General features: G+C 44.8%; 14 protein-coding genes. 7 read left to right on the top strand and 7 right to left on the bottom strand.

Annotated features, from left to right (window positions below; genetic code table 11):
• Positions 1 to 141 precede the first annotated feature (141 nt).
• From DXX93_RS18330 to DXX93_RS18320, 3 genes are read left to right on the top strand one after another with little or no spacing between them, the layout of a single operon-like run.
• Positions 142 to 759: an RNA polymerase sigma factor gene (locus DXX93_RS18330; protein ID WP_116009371.1), complete on the top strand. Its 618-nt coding sequence runs from the start codon at positions 142 to 144 to the stop codon at positions 757 to 759.
• Positions 756 to 1,205 (top strand): hypothetical protein, encoded by a 450-nt coding sequence (locus DXX93_RS18325; protein WP_116009370.1) that lies wholly within the window; start codon positions 756 to 758, stop codon positions 1,203 to 1,205. The genes DXX93_RS18330 and DXX93_RS18325 overlap by 4 nt, the downstream gene beginning before the upstream one ends.
• Before the next feature lie 9 nt (positions 1,206 to 1,214).
• Positions 1,215 to 2,168 carry a PDZ domain-containing protein gene (locus DXX93_RS18320; RefSeq protein WP_116009369.1) on the top strand — a complete coding sequence of 318 codons (954 nt, stop codon included), beginning with the start codon at positions 1,215 to 1,217 and terminating at the stop codon, positions 2,166 to 2,168.
• A gap of 87 nt (positions 2,169 to 2,255) precedes the next feature.
• Here the strand turns inward: DXX93_RS18320 and DXX93_RS18315 are convergent, their stop codons facing one another.
• Complete coding sequence (locus DXX93_RS18315) at positions 2,256 to 3,095, bottom strand: 2OG-Fe(II) oxygenase family protein (protein ID WP_116009368.1); 840 nt, start codon at positions 3,093 to 3,095, stop codon at positions 2,256 to 2,258.
• A 152-nt stretch (positions 3,096 to 3,247) separates the two neighbouring features.
• On the opposite strand from DXX93_RS18315, the gene DXX93_RS18310 reads away from it, so the two are divergent.
• The 4 genes from DXX93_RS18310 (at position 3,248) to mrcB (ending at position 9,926) form a co-directional block, all read left to right on the top strand.
• Positions 3,248 to 3,547, top strand: coding sequence for a hypothetical protein (locus DXX93_RS18310; RefSeq protein ID WP_116009367.1), 300 nt, complete (start codon positions 3,248 to 3,250; stop codon positions 3,545 to 3,547).
• 64 nt (positions 3,548 to 3,611) lie between these two features.
• Positions 3,612 to 6,173, top strand: a complete 2,562-nt coding sequence (locus DXX93_RS18305; RefSeq protein WP_116009366.1) for an EAL domain-containing protein — start codon at positions 3,612 to 3,614, stop codon at positions 6,171 to 6,173.
• 127 nt (positions 6,174 to 6,300) lie between these two features.
• A complete protein-coding gene (locus tag DXX93_RS18300) occupies positions 6,301 to 7,353 on the top strand; it encodes a CNNM domain-containing protein (RefSeq protein ID WP_116009365.1) in 1,053 nt (350 codons plus the stop codon).
• A gap of 86 nt (positions 7,354 to 7,439) precedes the next feature.
• A complete protein-coding gene (gene mrcB, locus DXX93_RS18295; RefSeq protein WP_116009364.1) occupies positions 7,440 to 9,926 on the top strand; it encodes a penicillin-binding protein 1B in 2,487 nt (828 codons plus the stop codon).
• 260 nt (positions 9,927 to 10,186) lie between these two features.
• On the opposite strand, the gene DXX93_RS18290 is transcribed toward mrcB, so the two are convergent.
• From DXX93_RS18290 to DXX93_RS18265, 6 genes are all read right to left on the bottom strand, one after another.
• Positions 10,187 to 10,513 carry a hypothetical protein gene (locus DXX93_RS18290; protein WP_116009363.1) on the bottom strand — a complete coding sequence of 109 codons (327 nt, stop codon included), beginning with the start codon at positions 10,511 to 10,513 and terminating at the stop codon, positions 10,187 to 10,189.
• A gap of 7 nt (positions 10,514 to 10,520) precedes the next feature.
• Entirely contained in the window at positions 10,521 to 11,051 is a 531-nt protein-coding gene (locus DXX93_RS18285; protein WP_116009362.1) for a hypothetical protein, read from the bottom strand.
• A 148-nt stretch (positions 11,052 to 11,199) separates the two neighbouring features.
• The gene (gene hemL / locus DXX93_RS18280) at positions 11,200 to 12,486 is read right to left on the bottom strand and encodes a glutamate-1-semialdehyde 2,1-aminomutase (protein WP_116009361.1); all 1,287 of its coding nucleotides are present in this window, start codon (positions 12,484 to 12,486) and stop codon (positions 11,200 to 11,202) included.
• A gap of 55 nt (positions 12,487 to 12,541) precedes the next feature.
• Positions 12,542 to 13,555, bottom strand: coding sequence for an aspartate carbamoyltransferase (locus DXX93_RS18275; protein WP_220347583.1), 1,014 nt, complete (start codon positions 13,553 to 13,555; stop codon positions 12,542 to 12,544).
• 171 nt (positions 13,556 to 13,726) lie between these two features.
• Positions 13,727 to 14,158 carry a CopD family protein gene (locus DXX93_RS18270; RefSeq protein ID WP_116009360.1) on the bottom strand — a complete coding sequence of 144 codons (432 nt, stop codon included), beginning with the start codon at positions 14,156 to 14,158 and terminating at the stop codon, positions 13,727 to 13,729.
• Complete coding sequence (locus tag DXX93_RS18265) at positions 14,158 to 15,801, bottom strand: chloride channel protein (RefSeq protein ID WP_116009359.1); 1,644 nt, start codon at positions 15,799 to 15,801, stop codon at positions 14,158 to 14,160. The genes DXX93_RS18270 and DXX93_RS18265 overlap by 1 nt, the downstream gene beginning before the upstream one ends.
• Positions 15,802 to 15,874 lie beyond the last annotated feature (73 nt).

The following is a 15,874-nucleotide window of genomic DNA, read 5'->3' as shown; positions in this document are numbered from 1 at the left end:
AAAAGGGAGGATCTTGGAGCCTCCCTTTTTGCTTTGTCATCGACATTAGTGTACAAAGTAAGCAGGTCTTAACACGCGCTAGATGTGATATTTGATGGCACAGTTTTGACAAGGGTAATATTTAGCAAATGATACTGAGTAATGGAACAAGCAAGGTTTGCACAAACACTAACGCAACATGACTTTGAGTTGCTGGCTCACGGGAAGCAAAGTGGTTTTGTTGCGGCTTATAAAATATACGCTGATGACGTTTATTCGCTTTGTTTTCATCTGGTGTGCGATGAAGAAATTGCCACCGAGCTGCTGCATTTAGTTTTTTCTCATCTACTCAAGCAGCTTTGCTCGATAAAGCTGAGGCAAGATCTTGGTCCTTGGCTGGAAGAGATCACGCTGACTGCCTGTCGAGCATATTTTAAACTCGCGGAATACGCCCAACAAGCAAAGTTAGAAAAGCAAGTGAAGCGCAAAGCAACAGGCGCGTTAAATCCAAACACTGTGCAGCAAAGTACGAGCGTAGCCAAGCCAACTAACTCTTTAACAGACTCTTTAACCAACCCGGTACTAAGCTCGGAAGCACTGTCACAAATCACACCTTCACAACGCGCCATGGTTTATTTACATGCAGCACAAAACATCAAACAGAAAGCCGTTATTAAGAAAATTGTCTTAACGGCCGACGCGAACATGCCCGCTTACGCTTCGTTTTACCGCGCCGCGATTAGACAATGTCGCACTTGGTTGACTAGGGTTATAAAATGAGTGGCTTTGACGAACAGTTGAAGTGGCGAATCGCAAGTGCCGATAGCTCGCTAGAGCATTGTTCCGCACCGGCGTTAGCCGAGGATATCTGGCGGCTTCACCAGCTCAGACAAATGTCTAAAATGGTGGCAATAGCGGTGTTTGCGACCTTAGTTGCTATCAGCCTTTGGTGGTACCATCACGGGCAATCAGCGGTGACCATGCCTGACTACATCATTCAAAGCCATCTTTATGAGCAGCAACTTGCACAATATGCAGATGTTGAGTTGTCTGAAAGCCACAGTGCCATTATGGCGAATTGGCACCATGAATTGTCGGTCATAGATCAAACTATAGAGCGTGGTAAAGGCAATTTATATAACGTGGAGTTGTGGCAACGCCGCACGAATTTATTGAAATTGATGGTTGAGTTTTATAGTCGACCACTTGATTTGTATGAGATTTAAGGAAGCCCAATGAAGTACTTGGTGATTGCATTGTTGCTGCTTGCTAGCAACGTTAATGGCAATGAGTTGAAGTCGGCTCAAGCACAACAAATAGCAGATCAGTTAGTCCGAACGATTAACCAGAAACTCGCCGAAATTACTGCATTAGAAGTTGCTGAAGGCGTACCCATTAAAGATATTCACATTAATCTAACACAAGGTAAGCGCTTTGACAGCGGCCGCTTTGGGGCAATTTTAGATGCCAGTCAGCCGGGTCGAGTGGTGTCGGTAACGCCACGCAGTCAAGCCAGCCAATTGGGCATCCAAAGTGGCGATTTGATTGTCGCGATTAACGATATTCCTTTCGTTGATGGTGCCGCTGGTGCCGCGCGTTTACTCCAGTATTTGCCCAATGATTCATTGGTTAAAATTGATGTTAGGCGCAATGGCAAAAGCTTGATCTTAAAAGCGCATTTAAAGGCTAAATACTTGCCGCAATGGCAGCTAACCAGTGCTGAATCATTGGGTTCAGACACAGGTTTGAACAGTAGCCATGTGCCTTATTGGCAGCTTGAAGAAAATGCGCCTATTTTTGCGAGCATGCGCGAAAAGCATATGGATGTCGTCACTAAACTTGGCAGTTGTGGGCGTATTATTTTGGTCAATAGCTTGTCGATTTCACCAACAAAATACAGTGGTTTAAAAAACACCACAGTGATCAAAGAAGTTAATGGCCAAGCCTGGATGAAAGATAAATCTCGTGTTCGCGTTGATGTTGGGCTTCATCGATTACGCATTGGCAATAAATACGATTTACCAAAAGAATTTCGCGATTTCACCATCAATGTTGCAGCGAATACTAACTATTATATCGCCTATACGCGAAATAAAGCCTGGGTTGATGATAAAGGCACAAATCTGGCACTTGGTAAATACACAGGCCCCGTGATTTGGAAGACAACAGAGCAAGCCTGTGAAAAGTAGCGGTGCGGCAATAAAAAAGCCAGTAGCGTAAAGTACTGGCTTTTTGCTATTAGTTTGCGCTAATAATACCGCAGCTTAGTCTTGGCGTTACTTAACGCCTAGCTCTTTTAAACGCTCGTCTAAGTAGGTGCGTTGCGTGTGGCGCTCAGACAATACTACTTCGTCACGCGGGTGCAAGAATAACGGTAGTGAAATACGTGAATTCTCAGAGCCTTTACCCGTTGGGTTGATCACTCGGTGGCTCGTTGATGGGAAGTAGCCACCAGTCACTTCTTGCAGCATATCACCAATGTTAATAATTAAGTTACCAAAGTCACAAGGAACGTCTGACCAAGTACCGTCATTTAACTTAACTTGTAAACCAGGCTCATTAGCGGCTGGTAAAATAGTAAGCAAGTTAATATCTTCGTGTGCTGCGGCGCGAATAGCACCTGGCTCTTCATCACCTTTTAATGGCGGGTAATGCAATACACGTAGCAAGGTATTTGGCGTGTCTTTGATCATATTTGACAGTGGCTCAGAGTACTTAGCTGCAATTTCCGCTGGGCTGTGTTTTTCTACCCAATCAAGTAGCTCTGCTGCTAGGTCAGACGCTAGCTTGTAGTACGCCATAATCTCGTCTTTTAGTGACGCCGGAATGCGGCCCCAAGGGTAGACGTGGTAATACTCTTTAATGTCTTTTTTCGTGTGTCCTTTTGCGATCTCAGAAATTTCTGGCGCAAAGTAACCGTCTTGAGTTTTTGGATCGTATGCGAAATCGTCTTTTTCATCGCTGGTAAAAAACTCGTACCAGTTATTGTAAATAGACTCAACAACCTCTTGTTTAATTGGGTGATTAACCAGTACACCGAATCCAGTTTCTCGTAAACTTTTAACGAATTGTTCAGGTGCATCAGGTGATTGATAGTCCACAACTTGTACTTGCATCGCTTTCTCCTGCTAAGGCATTATGTGATAAATATAGTTGATAATAATTATATCATTACTTGACTATATGGTCAGCTTTTTATTTTGTGGTATGACATCTAATTGATGGCTGGTTATAATAAAAACACTTCTATCTGGGATAACTACATCAAATGACGAGAAATTTATTACTTTTGGCATCAGCCAGTATTTTGTTGTTAGGCTGTGCTGCTAATGAAAATGCTTGCGAGGATGTTACGTTAGCCGCTGAGCAAGTGCAGCAGTGCCAAGTATTACAACGTCAAATTACACAAGCGAAAGATCGACCTATACTGCGCACTGAGCTTGAGCGACGCTATGAACAAGACTGCGTTCAAATCCGTTATTACCGAGACGACAAGCAAGCGGCGATTTGTGGTAATAAAGATCAATTAGAGCAAGCCGCGGAAGCATTGAAGAAAGAAAGCAAGTAACAGGAATTTCTTTCGTCATCGTGTTTTGCAATTGAGTTTTAGTAAAGGTAGTAGGTATCGCGTCATGACAAATTCATCAGGTGAAAAGTTGCCCAATAGCGATGAATTAAACCAGACAAATGAGCTGGAGCTATACAGAGTCGCGTATCAGAACCTACAACAGCGCCACACCGCGCTTTTTAAGTTAAACCAACTGTCACAAGAGTGTAAAGAGCTGTCCACGTTCTACGGGCAAGTTCATCAAGTCATCAAAGCCATCATGACGGCAGAGAACTTTTATATCGTCATGTATGACCAAACACTGTCAACGTTAGAATTTGTTTATCATGTTGACGAGGCTGACGATGTGCCGAAAGGGCAAATTCCATTTGATAGCTTCAGGGGCTCTTTGACGAGTCATGTTATCGCGACCAAAGAGGCGTTGCTGGCGACGCCTAACATGATAGAAAACATGATCGCGGACGGGGTGCTTAACAATATCGGCACCGCGGGGATGGACTGGCTTGGTGTGCCACTTATGCAAGATGGCTTTGTTATCGGTGTTATGGTGATCCAAAGCTATAACGAAGATACTCGCTACAGCGAAGAAGACAAGGCACTATTGACCTACACTGCCCAACACGTTGTCTCAACCCTTATCCGTTTACAAGATCACGAACAGCTGCAAAAGGCGGTGTCATCGCGAACTCGTGAGTTGATGGAACAAATTCGCGAACGGGAAAAAGCTGAACTGTTACAAGAATCGCTTTATCGCATTTCCGAATTAACGAATAAAGTCGGTCTTGAAATAAGTGATTTTTATGGCCAAGTGCACAATATTATTGGCCAATTGATCAACGCTGAGAACTTCTTTATCGCTAAGTATGACAAAGAAAGTGATACCATAGACTTTGTCTACTACTTAGATCAAAACTCACGCAATACCGCCAGTGACTTTTTGCCACAAAAATCTTCCGACCTCTACACTGCCTTAGTGATCAGGCGCAAGCAAACCTGCTTGCTGACTTATGACGAAATGTACGAGTTGTATCGCCAAGGTGAAACGAAAAAGCCGCAAAAAGAAACTAACTCTTGGCTTGGCGTACCCCTAATTGCAGACGATGAAGTGATTGGCGTATTAGTTTTACAAAGTTATCAACGCCACATTACTTTTAATCAGCAAGATGCTGAGCTACTGAACTTTGTTTCACACCATGTGAGCATGGCCATTAGGCGGCGTGAAACACTAGATTACGAGCGACGCACCCATGAGTTGCTGGAAAAACAGGTTAAAATGCGCACCGAAGCGTTGGAAGAAGAAATTCGCCAACGCAAACAAGTCGAGCAGATGCTCAAGCACAATGCGTCACATGATGTGCTAACGGGCTTGCCAAATCGCGTCGTGTTTTTAGATTTGCTTGATCACGCCATCAACAATATGAAACGCCGGCCAGAGATGGAATTTGCCGTACTGTTTCTCGATCTCGATCGCTTTAAAATGGTGAACGATAGCCTAGGCCATCACGCAGGGGATTTACTGCTCAAAATTGTTGCCAAAGAGCTCAGAAGTATTATTCGCGCCAACGATACGGTCGCTCGCTTAGGTGGCGATGAATTTGTTGTGTTAATTGAAGATATCGACAGTAAAAACGAAGTTTATGAAATTGCGCAGCGCATTACCTGCACTTTGGCGCAACCTTTTGATTTAGACAACCAGCCAGTCTTTATCGGCACCAGTATTGGCATTTTGTTCAGTGATGTCCGTTACGATTCCGCGGAAACGATGTTGCGTGATGCCGATACGGCTATGTACCACGCCAAGGATAGTGGCAAAGGTCGATTTGAAGAATTCGACGCCAGTATGCACCAGAAAATCCAAGAAGAACTCTCACTTGAAGCGGATATTCGCCAAGCGATTGAACTAGACGAGTTTACGCCATATTTTCAGCCTATATACCAGCTAGATTCCAGCGAAATTATTGGCTTTGAAGCACTTGCTCGCTGGCAAAGTGGAAAGCGTGGCATGGTGATGCCAAATAAATTTATACCTGTCGCTGAAGAAACTGGCTTAGTGGTTGATATTGACTTACAAATTATTCGCAAAGCTTGTGACCAGCTAAAGCAATGGCAAACACAAGGTATTTGTAATCAGCAATACGTGAGTTGTAATTTGTTTGGTAATCACTTTTACAATCCAACGCTCCCCGCTGAAATTCAACACATTCTGGCCAGTGCGGGCTTAGAGCCAGCACACTTGCGTATTGAGTTAACTGAGCGCGTGCTATTGGAAGAAAATGAAGTCGTGCTAGCGAACATGGAAGCGTTAAAGCAATTGGGTATTAAGCTATTACTGGATGACTTTGGTACTGGCTATTCAAGTTTGAGTTATATGCATCGCTTCCCGTTAGATGTGGTGAAAATCGACCGTTCATTTATTACTGACGCACATTTAAAACCGAACAATCGAGCCATTATTAAAACGATTATCGATTTGGCGGCCAACCTGCAATTAGCAACGGTCAGTGAAGGCATTGAATGTCAGGAAGAGGCGGATATTCTCGCGCGAATGGGTTGCCTATTCGGCCAAGGGTACTATTTTGCCAAACCTATGCCGGGTGAGCAAACAACAGCATTATTAACCGCTTAGTCGCTCAGGTTTACGTAATTCGTCATTAGGATAACAGCTTAGTCAGCAAGGTTATGCAATTACTCTATTAAAAGCGGTTATGTTTAGGTATATTGTTAAGTAATTTATTAACTTACTCTCTGGATTAATGACACTACTTTTAATCTATCTTGCTGTCGCCATTGGCGTTTCTTTTCTTTGTTCCATTTTAGAAGCAGTTTTACTATCGGTTACGCCGAGCTATGTCGCGCAGGTGCTAAAAAGTAAACCGCGCGGTGGTAAAGTGCTGGAAAGCGTTAAAACTAATTTGGATCAGTCGATCTCAAGTATTCTTATTCTTAACACTTTCGCCCATACAATGGGGGCGGCAGGCGTTGGTGCACAGGCCATTCAAGTGTTTGGCGAGTCGAAAGAGACACTCGTTGCCTTTTTATTAACCTTAGCGATTTTATACTTCTCTGAAATCATTCCTAAAACACTTGGTGCAACTTTCTGGCGTAATCTAGCCATACCTTCGGCGTACATTATCAGCTTTTTAGTGAAACTGGTTTACCCCTTGGTTTGGGTGTCTTCATTCTTGACTCGTTTGTTTAGCAAAGGGAAAAATGAAGTCATCAGCCGTGAGGAAGTGTTAGCGTTAGCAGCACTGAGCCACAAGGACGGTGCGATTGTTGGGCAAGAAAATCAATTAGTTGAGAATATTTTACAGCTGCGCGATGCCAAGGCGGAAGATATTTTAACACCGCGTAGTGTGGTTCATGCGCTACCTCAAGACATTACCGTAAGCGAGGCACTCAGTGCGGAAAAAACCGCTAACTTTACCCGTATCCCTGTGTTTCAAGAGTCAATAGATAACATCACAGGTGTACTGCTTAAAGCGCACCTATATGAAAGCGAGCGTCAAGGTAAAGGTGATATTCCGGTGCGAGAAATAGCCCTACCTTTGTATCGAATCTCTGAAAGTTTCCCTGTGCTTAATCTTTTGGATGTCTTTATTAAGCGTCACGAGCATATTTTCTTAGTGGAAGATCACTTTGGTCAAACCGCGGGTATTGTCACGCTTGAAGACTGCATTGAAACCTTCTTGGGACGTGAAATTGTCGATGAAAGCGACCAAGTTGAAGACATGCAAAAGCTGGCAAAAGCCAATTATCGCCACCGCTTAAAAGCTAAGTTCTCTGCTAAGTCGCAAAAGCAGTAGCCTTTAGCGAGCTGCATTGCCAATTATATTGCTAACTACATAGCCAAGCAGTGCGCTTGCATTGCCCATTATGGCCAGCAAGTCTTATGACACAAAAATCCGATAAGCCAGCACCTAAACGTGCTGGCACTAACAAAAAAAACACCACCACATCACCACGTCGAAAAACGGCTAGCACAAGTAAACGTGCCAGCGGTGCGAAGCAATCAACGACGAGAAATTCCAAACAAGCTAAGTCAGCAGGCAGCAATTCAACAGGCAGTAATTCAGCAGGCAGTAAATCCGCAGGTAAGCAAACCAGCAAGATTAGGCGCTTTGGCCATTGGCTGTTCGCCACGGGATTGAAGCTCAGTGTTTTTGTGCTGTGCTTTTTAGTGGTCTACACCGTTTATCTGGACGCTAAAGTCAGAGAAAAGTTTGAAGGTCAGCGTTGGCAAGTGCCCGTACAGGTATTTAGCCGCGCGGAATTAGTCGGCGCAGGTGAGCCGCTGTCTTTACCCTATCTCGCTAAATCACTCTCTCGCAGTGGTTATCAGAAAGTCGCGAAAGTGTGGCGCCCCGGTCAATATGCACAATCCGCCTCGCGCATCATTATTTTCCAGCCGGAATTTAGTTATCGCGATCATGACTATAGCGCTGCGCGCTTAACGATTGACGTAAGCGGGGGCAAAGTTCAGAAAGTTTACCACGGCAATGATTTAGTAAAGTCAGTCACCTTAGCGCCACAACTGGTCGCACGGATTATCCCGTCCAGTAAAGAAGACCGCGTTTTGGTTGGGCTTGAGCAAGTGCCCGAATCCCTACTAGATACCTTATTGCTTGTTGAAGATCGCGATTTTTATTTTCATAGTGGTGTGTCGCCACTGGGCATTTTACGCGCTTTATATAGCAATATCGTGGCAGGCCGCACCGTACAAGGCGGCAGTACGCTGACTCAACAGTTGGTTAAGAATATGTACTTAACCCGTGATAAAACCTTAGTACGCAAAGTAAATGAAGCCTTGATGGCACTTATTCTTGAATATCGTTACAGCAAAGACCAGTTGCTCGAAGCCTATGTAAATGAAGTGTATTTGGGGCAGCATTTTGCCAATGGTGTTTATGGTTTTGGTTTGGCATCAGAGTTTTATTTTGGTCGACCATTAAATCAGTTAACTCCTGCGCAAATGGCATTATTGATTGGTGTCATCAAAGGGCCAAGTTACTACGACCCCTGGCGTAAGCCGGAAAATGCCAGAAAACGCCGAGATTTAGTACTCAAGCTGATGGTCGAGCATCACTTAATTGATGTGCCTAGCTACGAACAGGCAATGGCGGCCAAGCTTGGCATTCGACCTAAGCGGCGTATGTTGCGCCAGCACTTTTACAACTATATGCAGTTAGTCAAACGCGAATTACCGCAATTGCTAGGGGATCAGCAACAAAACGCCGGTGTCAAAGTGTTTACTGGCTTCTCTATGAAGGCACAGCTGTTATTGGAGCAAACCACGGCTCAAACCTTGACTGAGTTAGAGCGCAAACACAAGCAAACCTCATTACAAGCGGCCGCCATGGTTACTGAATCGGCCACCGGTGAGGTGATGGCGTTAGTGGGGGATAGAAACTTTGATAACAATGGCTTTAACCGCGCGTTAGATGCCCACAGGCCGATTGGCTCATTAATCAAACCCGCAGTGTACTTACCGGCATTAGAGCGCTATCAACAGTTTAATTTTGCGACACCTATCGAAGACAAGCCGATCACGCTAGGCTCAGAGCAAGGCAAGGAATGGCGCCCTAAGAACTATGACGGCAAGTTTCGAGGCCAAGTGCCATTAGTTGATGGTCTTGTTGAGTCGCTAAACATCCCAACGGTTAATCTAGGCATGTCGCTTGGCTTAGCAGATGTCGCCCAGTCAATGGCCATGTTAGGTTACGAAAAGCCGCTTACTGAACGGCCTTCCATGTTACTGGGGGCGGTGAATATGTCACCTTACCAAATAAACCAGCTGTATTTGCCAATCGCCAATCAGGGGTACTACGAACGCACGCATGCTATCACGCATGTGGTTGCCCATAGTGGCGAAACCTTGTGGCAATATCAGCCTAGGCATGAACAACGTATTTCATCGCAAAGCGCCTACTTGATGAACTATGCTTTACAGCAAGTAACACAGCGCGGTACGGCCAAGTCCCTTACTTGGCGCTTAAAAGGTGCTGAGGTTGCTGGTAAAACAGGGACGACTAACGATCAACGCGACAGTTGGTTTGTCGGTTACGACCAGCAGCAGTTGATCACTAGCTGGATTGGACACGATGACAACAAACCAATGAAATTAACGGGCAGCAGCGGTGCCTTAGTGCTTTTTGCTAACTACTTAAAACAAGCGGGTGTGAATAACCTCAGTTGGCCTGCGCCGGATAACGTTACTGAGGTTGGCTTTGAGTTAACGACGGGGAATGCGGTGCGTGAAACTTGTCAAAATATGGCGTACTACCCAGCGGTGACCATAGATCTCAGTTATTCTAGCTGCATGGAAAAAATCGTCGATAAACGTTCATGGCTAGAAAAATTGTTTGGTCGAGGTGAGTAACCTCAGCTCTGGATAACTAATGTTCTTCTAGCGGCTATTTTTACTGCTACCAGCGTTAAATTTACTTGCAATAGACTAGCTATTGACGCGCAAATTTGCCTTGATATCAGCAAAAATTTCTCGCTAGAAGATAACAATAAACATAAGCATTTGAATTGATTTGTTATTCACTATTTCTTATCCAAACCTGAGGTTGAGTAGATTTTGCTACTAACACAGGCAATAAAAAAGCAGCGGAATTCGCTGCTTTTTACCGTAGCTTACATTGCAGTGATATAGATAGCTTGTTTCCATTTCGCTTTTGATATGACCAAGCAAGCATAGCCATTAGGTTTATTCGGGAGCAATGTGTTAGCACTGCCTAAAAACTTTTTTAACCAGCCTTTGGTCAGTTGTCCACCAGTAGCTAGTGACTGGATTAATTCTTTTAGGTTTGCGTTACACCTTGCGTTTGCCGCTATCATTTCTTCTACTACTGTAACTGTTCGTTCATTAAAGCCACTCTTTACACTTTTTAAATTGGCGTCATGGCCAATAGTGTGAGTAATCAGTTTATATAGTTTATCTTTCTGTGATGTCGTTAGCATTTCAAATTTACTCCATTAAATTTGCTATTTGTCGCTTAGTGAATCCATTAGAGTTAATCATCAACAGTTCATTATCTACCTCTGTTCTGGTGATGAATGTAGTACATTGCAGGCCATTGCAAGCATAGTAGAAATGGTACTTATCTGAAGTCTTTTCCGTGATTTCTGGGGAGTCAAGTGCAAAGCGTAATTCTCGTCTGGAGTTATTGAATTTATCTTTGATGTTTTCTGGCAGTGAATCTATCTTTTTTGTGCCGAGTATAATTTGGGGGTAGTCATGAAGATCGAACTCTTCTGGAAGGCCGTCTTGCTCTCGATTAATCAAAAAAGTGGCGATACTAGCGCTTTCATTAAATTTAATTATTTGCCCGTCCATATGTGACAAAACACTACCAGAGAGACACTTAGCTGCTATTGAAAGAGAGAAGTTTGCGCTTAAAAAAAACCTTACATTATCGCTGTGAGGGAGAGTACCCACATTGGCGTGAGAGTACATACAATAGAGCAGGAGGAAACTTAAAATCCATTTATTTATCATTTTATATTCCTTATAAAAATCTATTTTGTGTTGTTTGTCGACTACACAAACTTAAATAATTCTATGAATAAACACAATTATTTCCATACATTTCTAAACAAAAAAGCCCATCAGGTGATGGGCTAAAATGCAGTTTTTCTTTTACGGTTTACTCAGCTAATTTAGCAAAACAACGATCTGCTGCGGCAATCGTGTTTTCGATATCTTCGTCAGTGTGAGCGGTTGATAGGAAACTCGCTTCAAATGCCGAAGGGGCTAGGTAGAAGCCCTCATCTAACATTAAGTGGAAGAAGCGCTTAAATCTCTCACCATCACAGGCGGTTGCTTGGGCGTAGCTAGTCACCGTTTCCTCTTGGGTAAAGAAGAAACCAAACATCGCGCCAACATAGTTAATGCTCAATGCAATGCCATGCTTTTGTGCCGCCGCTTTAAAGCCTTTGGCAACTTTTTCGGTGTTTGCGGCTAGTTGCTGGTGCTTGTCACCTTGGCATAATTCACCCAATGAAGCTAAGCCTGCTGCCATGGCAATTGGGTTACCCGATAAAGTACCTGCTTGATAAACAGGACCAACCGGTGCAATGTAATCCATGATTGCTTGCTTACCGCCAAACGCGCCAACAGGCATACCGCCACCGATGACTTTACCTAAGGTGGTTAAGTCTGGTGTTACTTGGTAATGCGCTTGTGCGCCGCCTAGTGCAACGCGAAAGCCTGTCATGACCTCATCAAAAATCAAAACACTGCCGTGCGTGTCACAGACTTCACGAAGACCTTCTAAGAAACCTTCCACAGGTGGAATACAGTTCATATTGCCCGCCACTGGCTCGACAATAATACAAGCGATTTGGTCGCCTAGTTCAGCGAAAACTTGTTTTACTTCGTCAAGGTTGTTGAAGCTTACCGTTAGTGTATGCTGCGCAAAGTCTTGAGGAATGCCCGGGGAATTAGGCACCCCCATGGTAAGTGCGCCGGAGCCTGCTTTGACTAGCAATGAGTCGGCGTGACCGTGGTAACAACCTTCAAACTTTAAGATCTTATCGCGACCTGTGTAACCGCGTGCTAAGCGAATGGCACTCATCGTCGCTTCTGTACCTGAGCTGACCATGCGCAGTGATTCCATTGAAGGCACCACTTCGCGAACTTTTTCTGCCATCTCAATTTCCAGCGCGGTTGGCGCGCCAAAGCTCAAGCCATTTTCCACGGCTTTTAACACGGCATTGCGAATAACTGGGTGGTTGTGGCCTAAAATCATTGGTCCCCATGAGCCAACATAGTCAGTGTATTTTTTACCGTCGGCGTCAAAAATATAGGCGCCGTCAGCACGCTCAATAAAGCAGGGTGTCCCACCTACGCCGTTAAAAGCACGTACTGGTGAGTTAACACCACCGGGAATAATGTTTTTGGCTTGTTCAAAAAGTGCTGCAGATTTTTGCATGTTTTTTCCTGTAAATTCTATGTTCAGCTGTGTGGCGAGTATTGGCGTTAGCGAGTTAAAACGCTTTGTTGGTGTGCCACAACACGGGTTTTTCATAAGCGGTGAGCTTGTCTTCAACTCCGAGTGTTAAGGCGAATAACGCCATTCTCACCAATACGCCATTTTGCGCTTGGCGGAAAATCGCTAAATTCGCTAAATCGTTCAAATCCGTATCGAGCTCATTGGCTTCAGGACGAGAGTCACGAGGTAGAGGGTGCATGATGACTGTGTTTTCTTTGCAGTATTGCTGATACACCTGTTTGTTTAAGCTAAAGTGGCCGCGGTATAAATCGGCTTCGTCTTGGCTGGCAAAGCGCTCTTGCTGAATGCGGGTTTGATAAATCACATCACAGGCTAAGTTACCGGCAATTTTATCGGTTACGATCACCTGATGTCCCGCGTTGGTTAGCGCGGAAATAACGCTGTCTGGCATTTGCAATGCGGTAGGCGACACCATGGTCACTTTCACGTTGTTGTATAGACTGAGTAGCTTAGACAATGAATGTACGGTGCGACCATGTTTGAGATCACCCATCAACACGACATCGAGATTATCTAACCCTTTGCCAAAGCGTGACATTTCAGATTGGATGGTAAACAAGTCAAGCAAGGCCTGCGTGGGGTGCTCGTTAGCACCATCGCCGCCATTAATCACGGGGACGCTAGAGCCTTCGGCAAACTCGGCAACCGAATGCATTTTCGGGTGGCGCATGGCGATTACATCGGAGTAGCCGCTAATCACTTGCGCCGTATCGTAGAGTGATTCACCTTTACTCAGTGACGAGTTTTCTTCGCCAACGGTTTCGCGCACAAAGCCACCCAGTAAGTTAAATGCTGTGCCAAAGCTGACGCGGGTACGCGTACTCGGTTCAAAAAATAAGTTGTTTAAGATGGCGCCATCTAACACATGGCAACGCTTTTGGCGTGCGGCATAAGGAGCCATTTGTGCAGAGACATCAAGAATTTTAGCAATAGCATCGCGATCGAGTTGCGACACCGACAAGATGTGATTACCTTGAAATTTCATCATAACGCTTTTCCAGCCATGACATGAGTGGTTGCAACTAATGTCAGCTTGATATTACCGCCATTAGCGCCTCTAAAATTATCGGCGCGAATATAGCACAGAAAGCACTACAATTGAATGAGTTTACAGGCGCTTTATCACACAGCTAAAACGCCTGAGAAGTGGTGAGTTAATTTACATGGGTTTCACGTAAGCAAGGATAATAACAGCAAAAAGCATAAGCACAGGTACTTCGTTAAACACGCGATAATAGCGGCCTGAGCGGGTATTGCGATCGTGTTTGAAATCGTTGAGTAACTTAAAACAGTAACCGTGGTAGGCGAAAAGAATAATCACTAAGGTTAATTTGTAGTGCAGCCATTTCGCCGCCACAAACCATTCGCGTCCGTATTGGAAAATAAGTGCGAGCCCAAAAGCCAGCGTTAAGAAGGCAAACGGTGTCACAAACAACAACAAGCGTCGCTCCATGCCTTTGAGTTGCTCGATAACATCCGGATTATTGCTCTCAGCGTGATTGACAAACAGCCGAGGTAAATAAAAAATGCCGGCAAACCAAGCGACCATAAAAATAACGTGGAAAGCCTTGAGCCATAAAATCGTGGTCATTAATGAATATTTCCTTTCGTTAAGTAGGAGGTGATTTGTTCGAAGGTGACCAAACCAATAATATTATCCGGTGATTGGTCGTAAATGTACACGCCACCGGAGCGCTTTTCATTGAGTCGCCAATAGGCTTCCGCGAGCGTGTCTCGGCACGAAATGGGCACTAGCTTGTGCTGCCTAAATCGCTTGCTTTTACCGGGTTCGTTGATCACTTCATGCCAGTAAAATTCATCGTTGCTTTGCATGATCAAATATTCATGTTTAAGGGCTTTTTCCAGCATGACGGCTTCGCTATCACTTGCGTTAAGCAGGGCTAGGTTGGTACGCATAATGCCCAGTAAACCGATATTGTGCAGCGTATTTTCAACCGGTGGTGTGCGATAGGGCAGATCTTGCACATTAAGCTGCATAATAAACACCGAGCGGTTATTAAATAATTGCCCCGCACACAGGCAAGCGGTTGAAATTACGAGCATGGATGGCGCAATAACTTCCAGTTGGTTGGACAATTCTACCACCGCTAAGAGGGCAGCTAATGGCGCATTTAATGTCGCGGCCATAAAACCCGCCATGCCCATTAAGGCAAAATCACTGGTCATCTGATCGTCAAAAGCGATGCCCATTAAGCTGGCCGCTATGGCACCTGCAATTGCCCCAACACTTAAAATCGGGCCGATGACGCCGCCGGGAATCCCTGAGCTTACGGCGACTATCGTTAACCCACATTTGGCAATGAGCAGCCCAATTAGCAGGCCCGTACTGGCGTCATCACTCATGGTAAAGTGCATCGCACTTAGATCGGTTCCCATCGCATAGGGAATAATCATTCCTACTGCGCCGGTAATAATACCGGCGATCAGCAGACGAGCAATCACGTGGAATTTTTTCGCCTTTTCGATAGCGGTCACAATAAAGCGATTGAAAATAGCCGCTAATGTGCCGAGCATTAGGCCAAGTAATACTAGCCAAGGGTAGTGTTGGAAATCTAAACTGACGGCACTAAAGAAGCCATAACCGTGCGCGGGCCCAAAAATACTGCTGGTCACGGCTGAGCCGACAATGGCCGCGAGCATGATGGGAATAAACATGTGAACTTTGTATTCGCGTAAAATCACCTCCATCACAAATATTACCGCGGCAATTGGCGTGTTAAAACACGCTGCGATACCGGCCGCAACACCACAAGCAGCCAGTGTTCTTGTCGCATTGGACGGCAAGTTAAAACGACTGCCCAAATAGGCGCTACTCGCAGCCCCCAAGTGAATGGCTGGGCCTTCTTTACCGACCGAAAAGCCACTGGCAAGCGCGATAATGCCACCAAAAAATTGGTTAATCGTATTGCGTAGCGGGATAACGCCATAAGCAACTTTGAGGCGATGCAGTACAAAGGGAATACCCGTGCGAATGTATTGATAGCCCGTCAGCCAAGCGGTTAATAAAATCGCTAAGCTGCCAACAATTGGCAACAGTAAACGATTTAACTCCGTTAAGCTGGTATAATGTCCAATATCGGCCAAAAACCATTGTTGAATGGTATTGATGGCACCGAGAAATAGTGCAATGAGCAGGGAGGAAATTGTACCGCCAATAATGGCAAGTAAACACAGTTGCCAAGAGGTGATCGGCAGGGCTAAACGCTTGCGCATCTCCAGGTCGAAATAGTTTATTGTGTCTTTAACGCGCGTTATGTTTAGCAAGGAAAATCGTTTTACGTTGTTT

It is taken from the genome of Thalassotalea euphylliae (genome assembly GCF_003390335.1).
GTDB lineage: Bacteria > Pseudomonadota > Gammaproteobacteria > Enterobacterales > Alteromonadaceae > Thalassotalea_F > Thalassotalea_F euphylliae_B.
The sequence above is the reverse complement of the archived record's forward strand: the minus strand, read 5'-3'. Positions and strand labels throughout refer to the sequence as shown.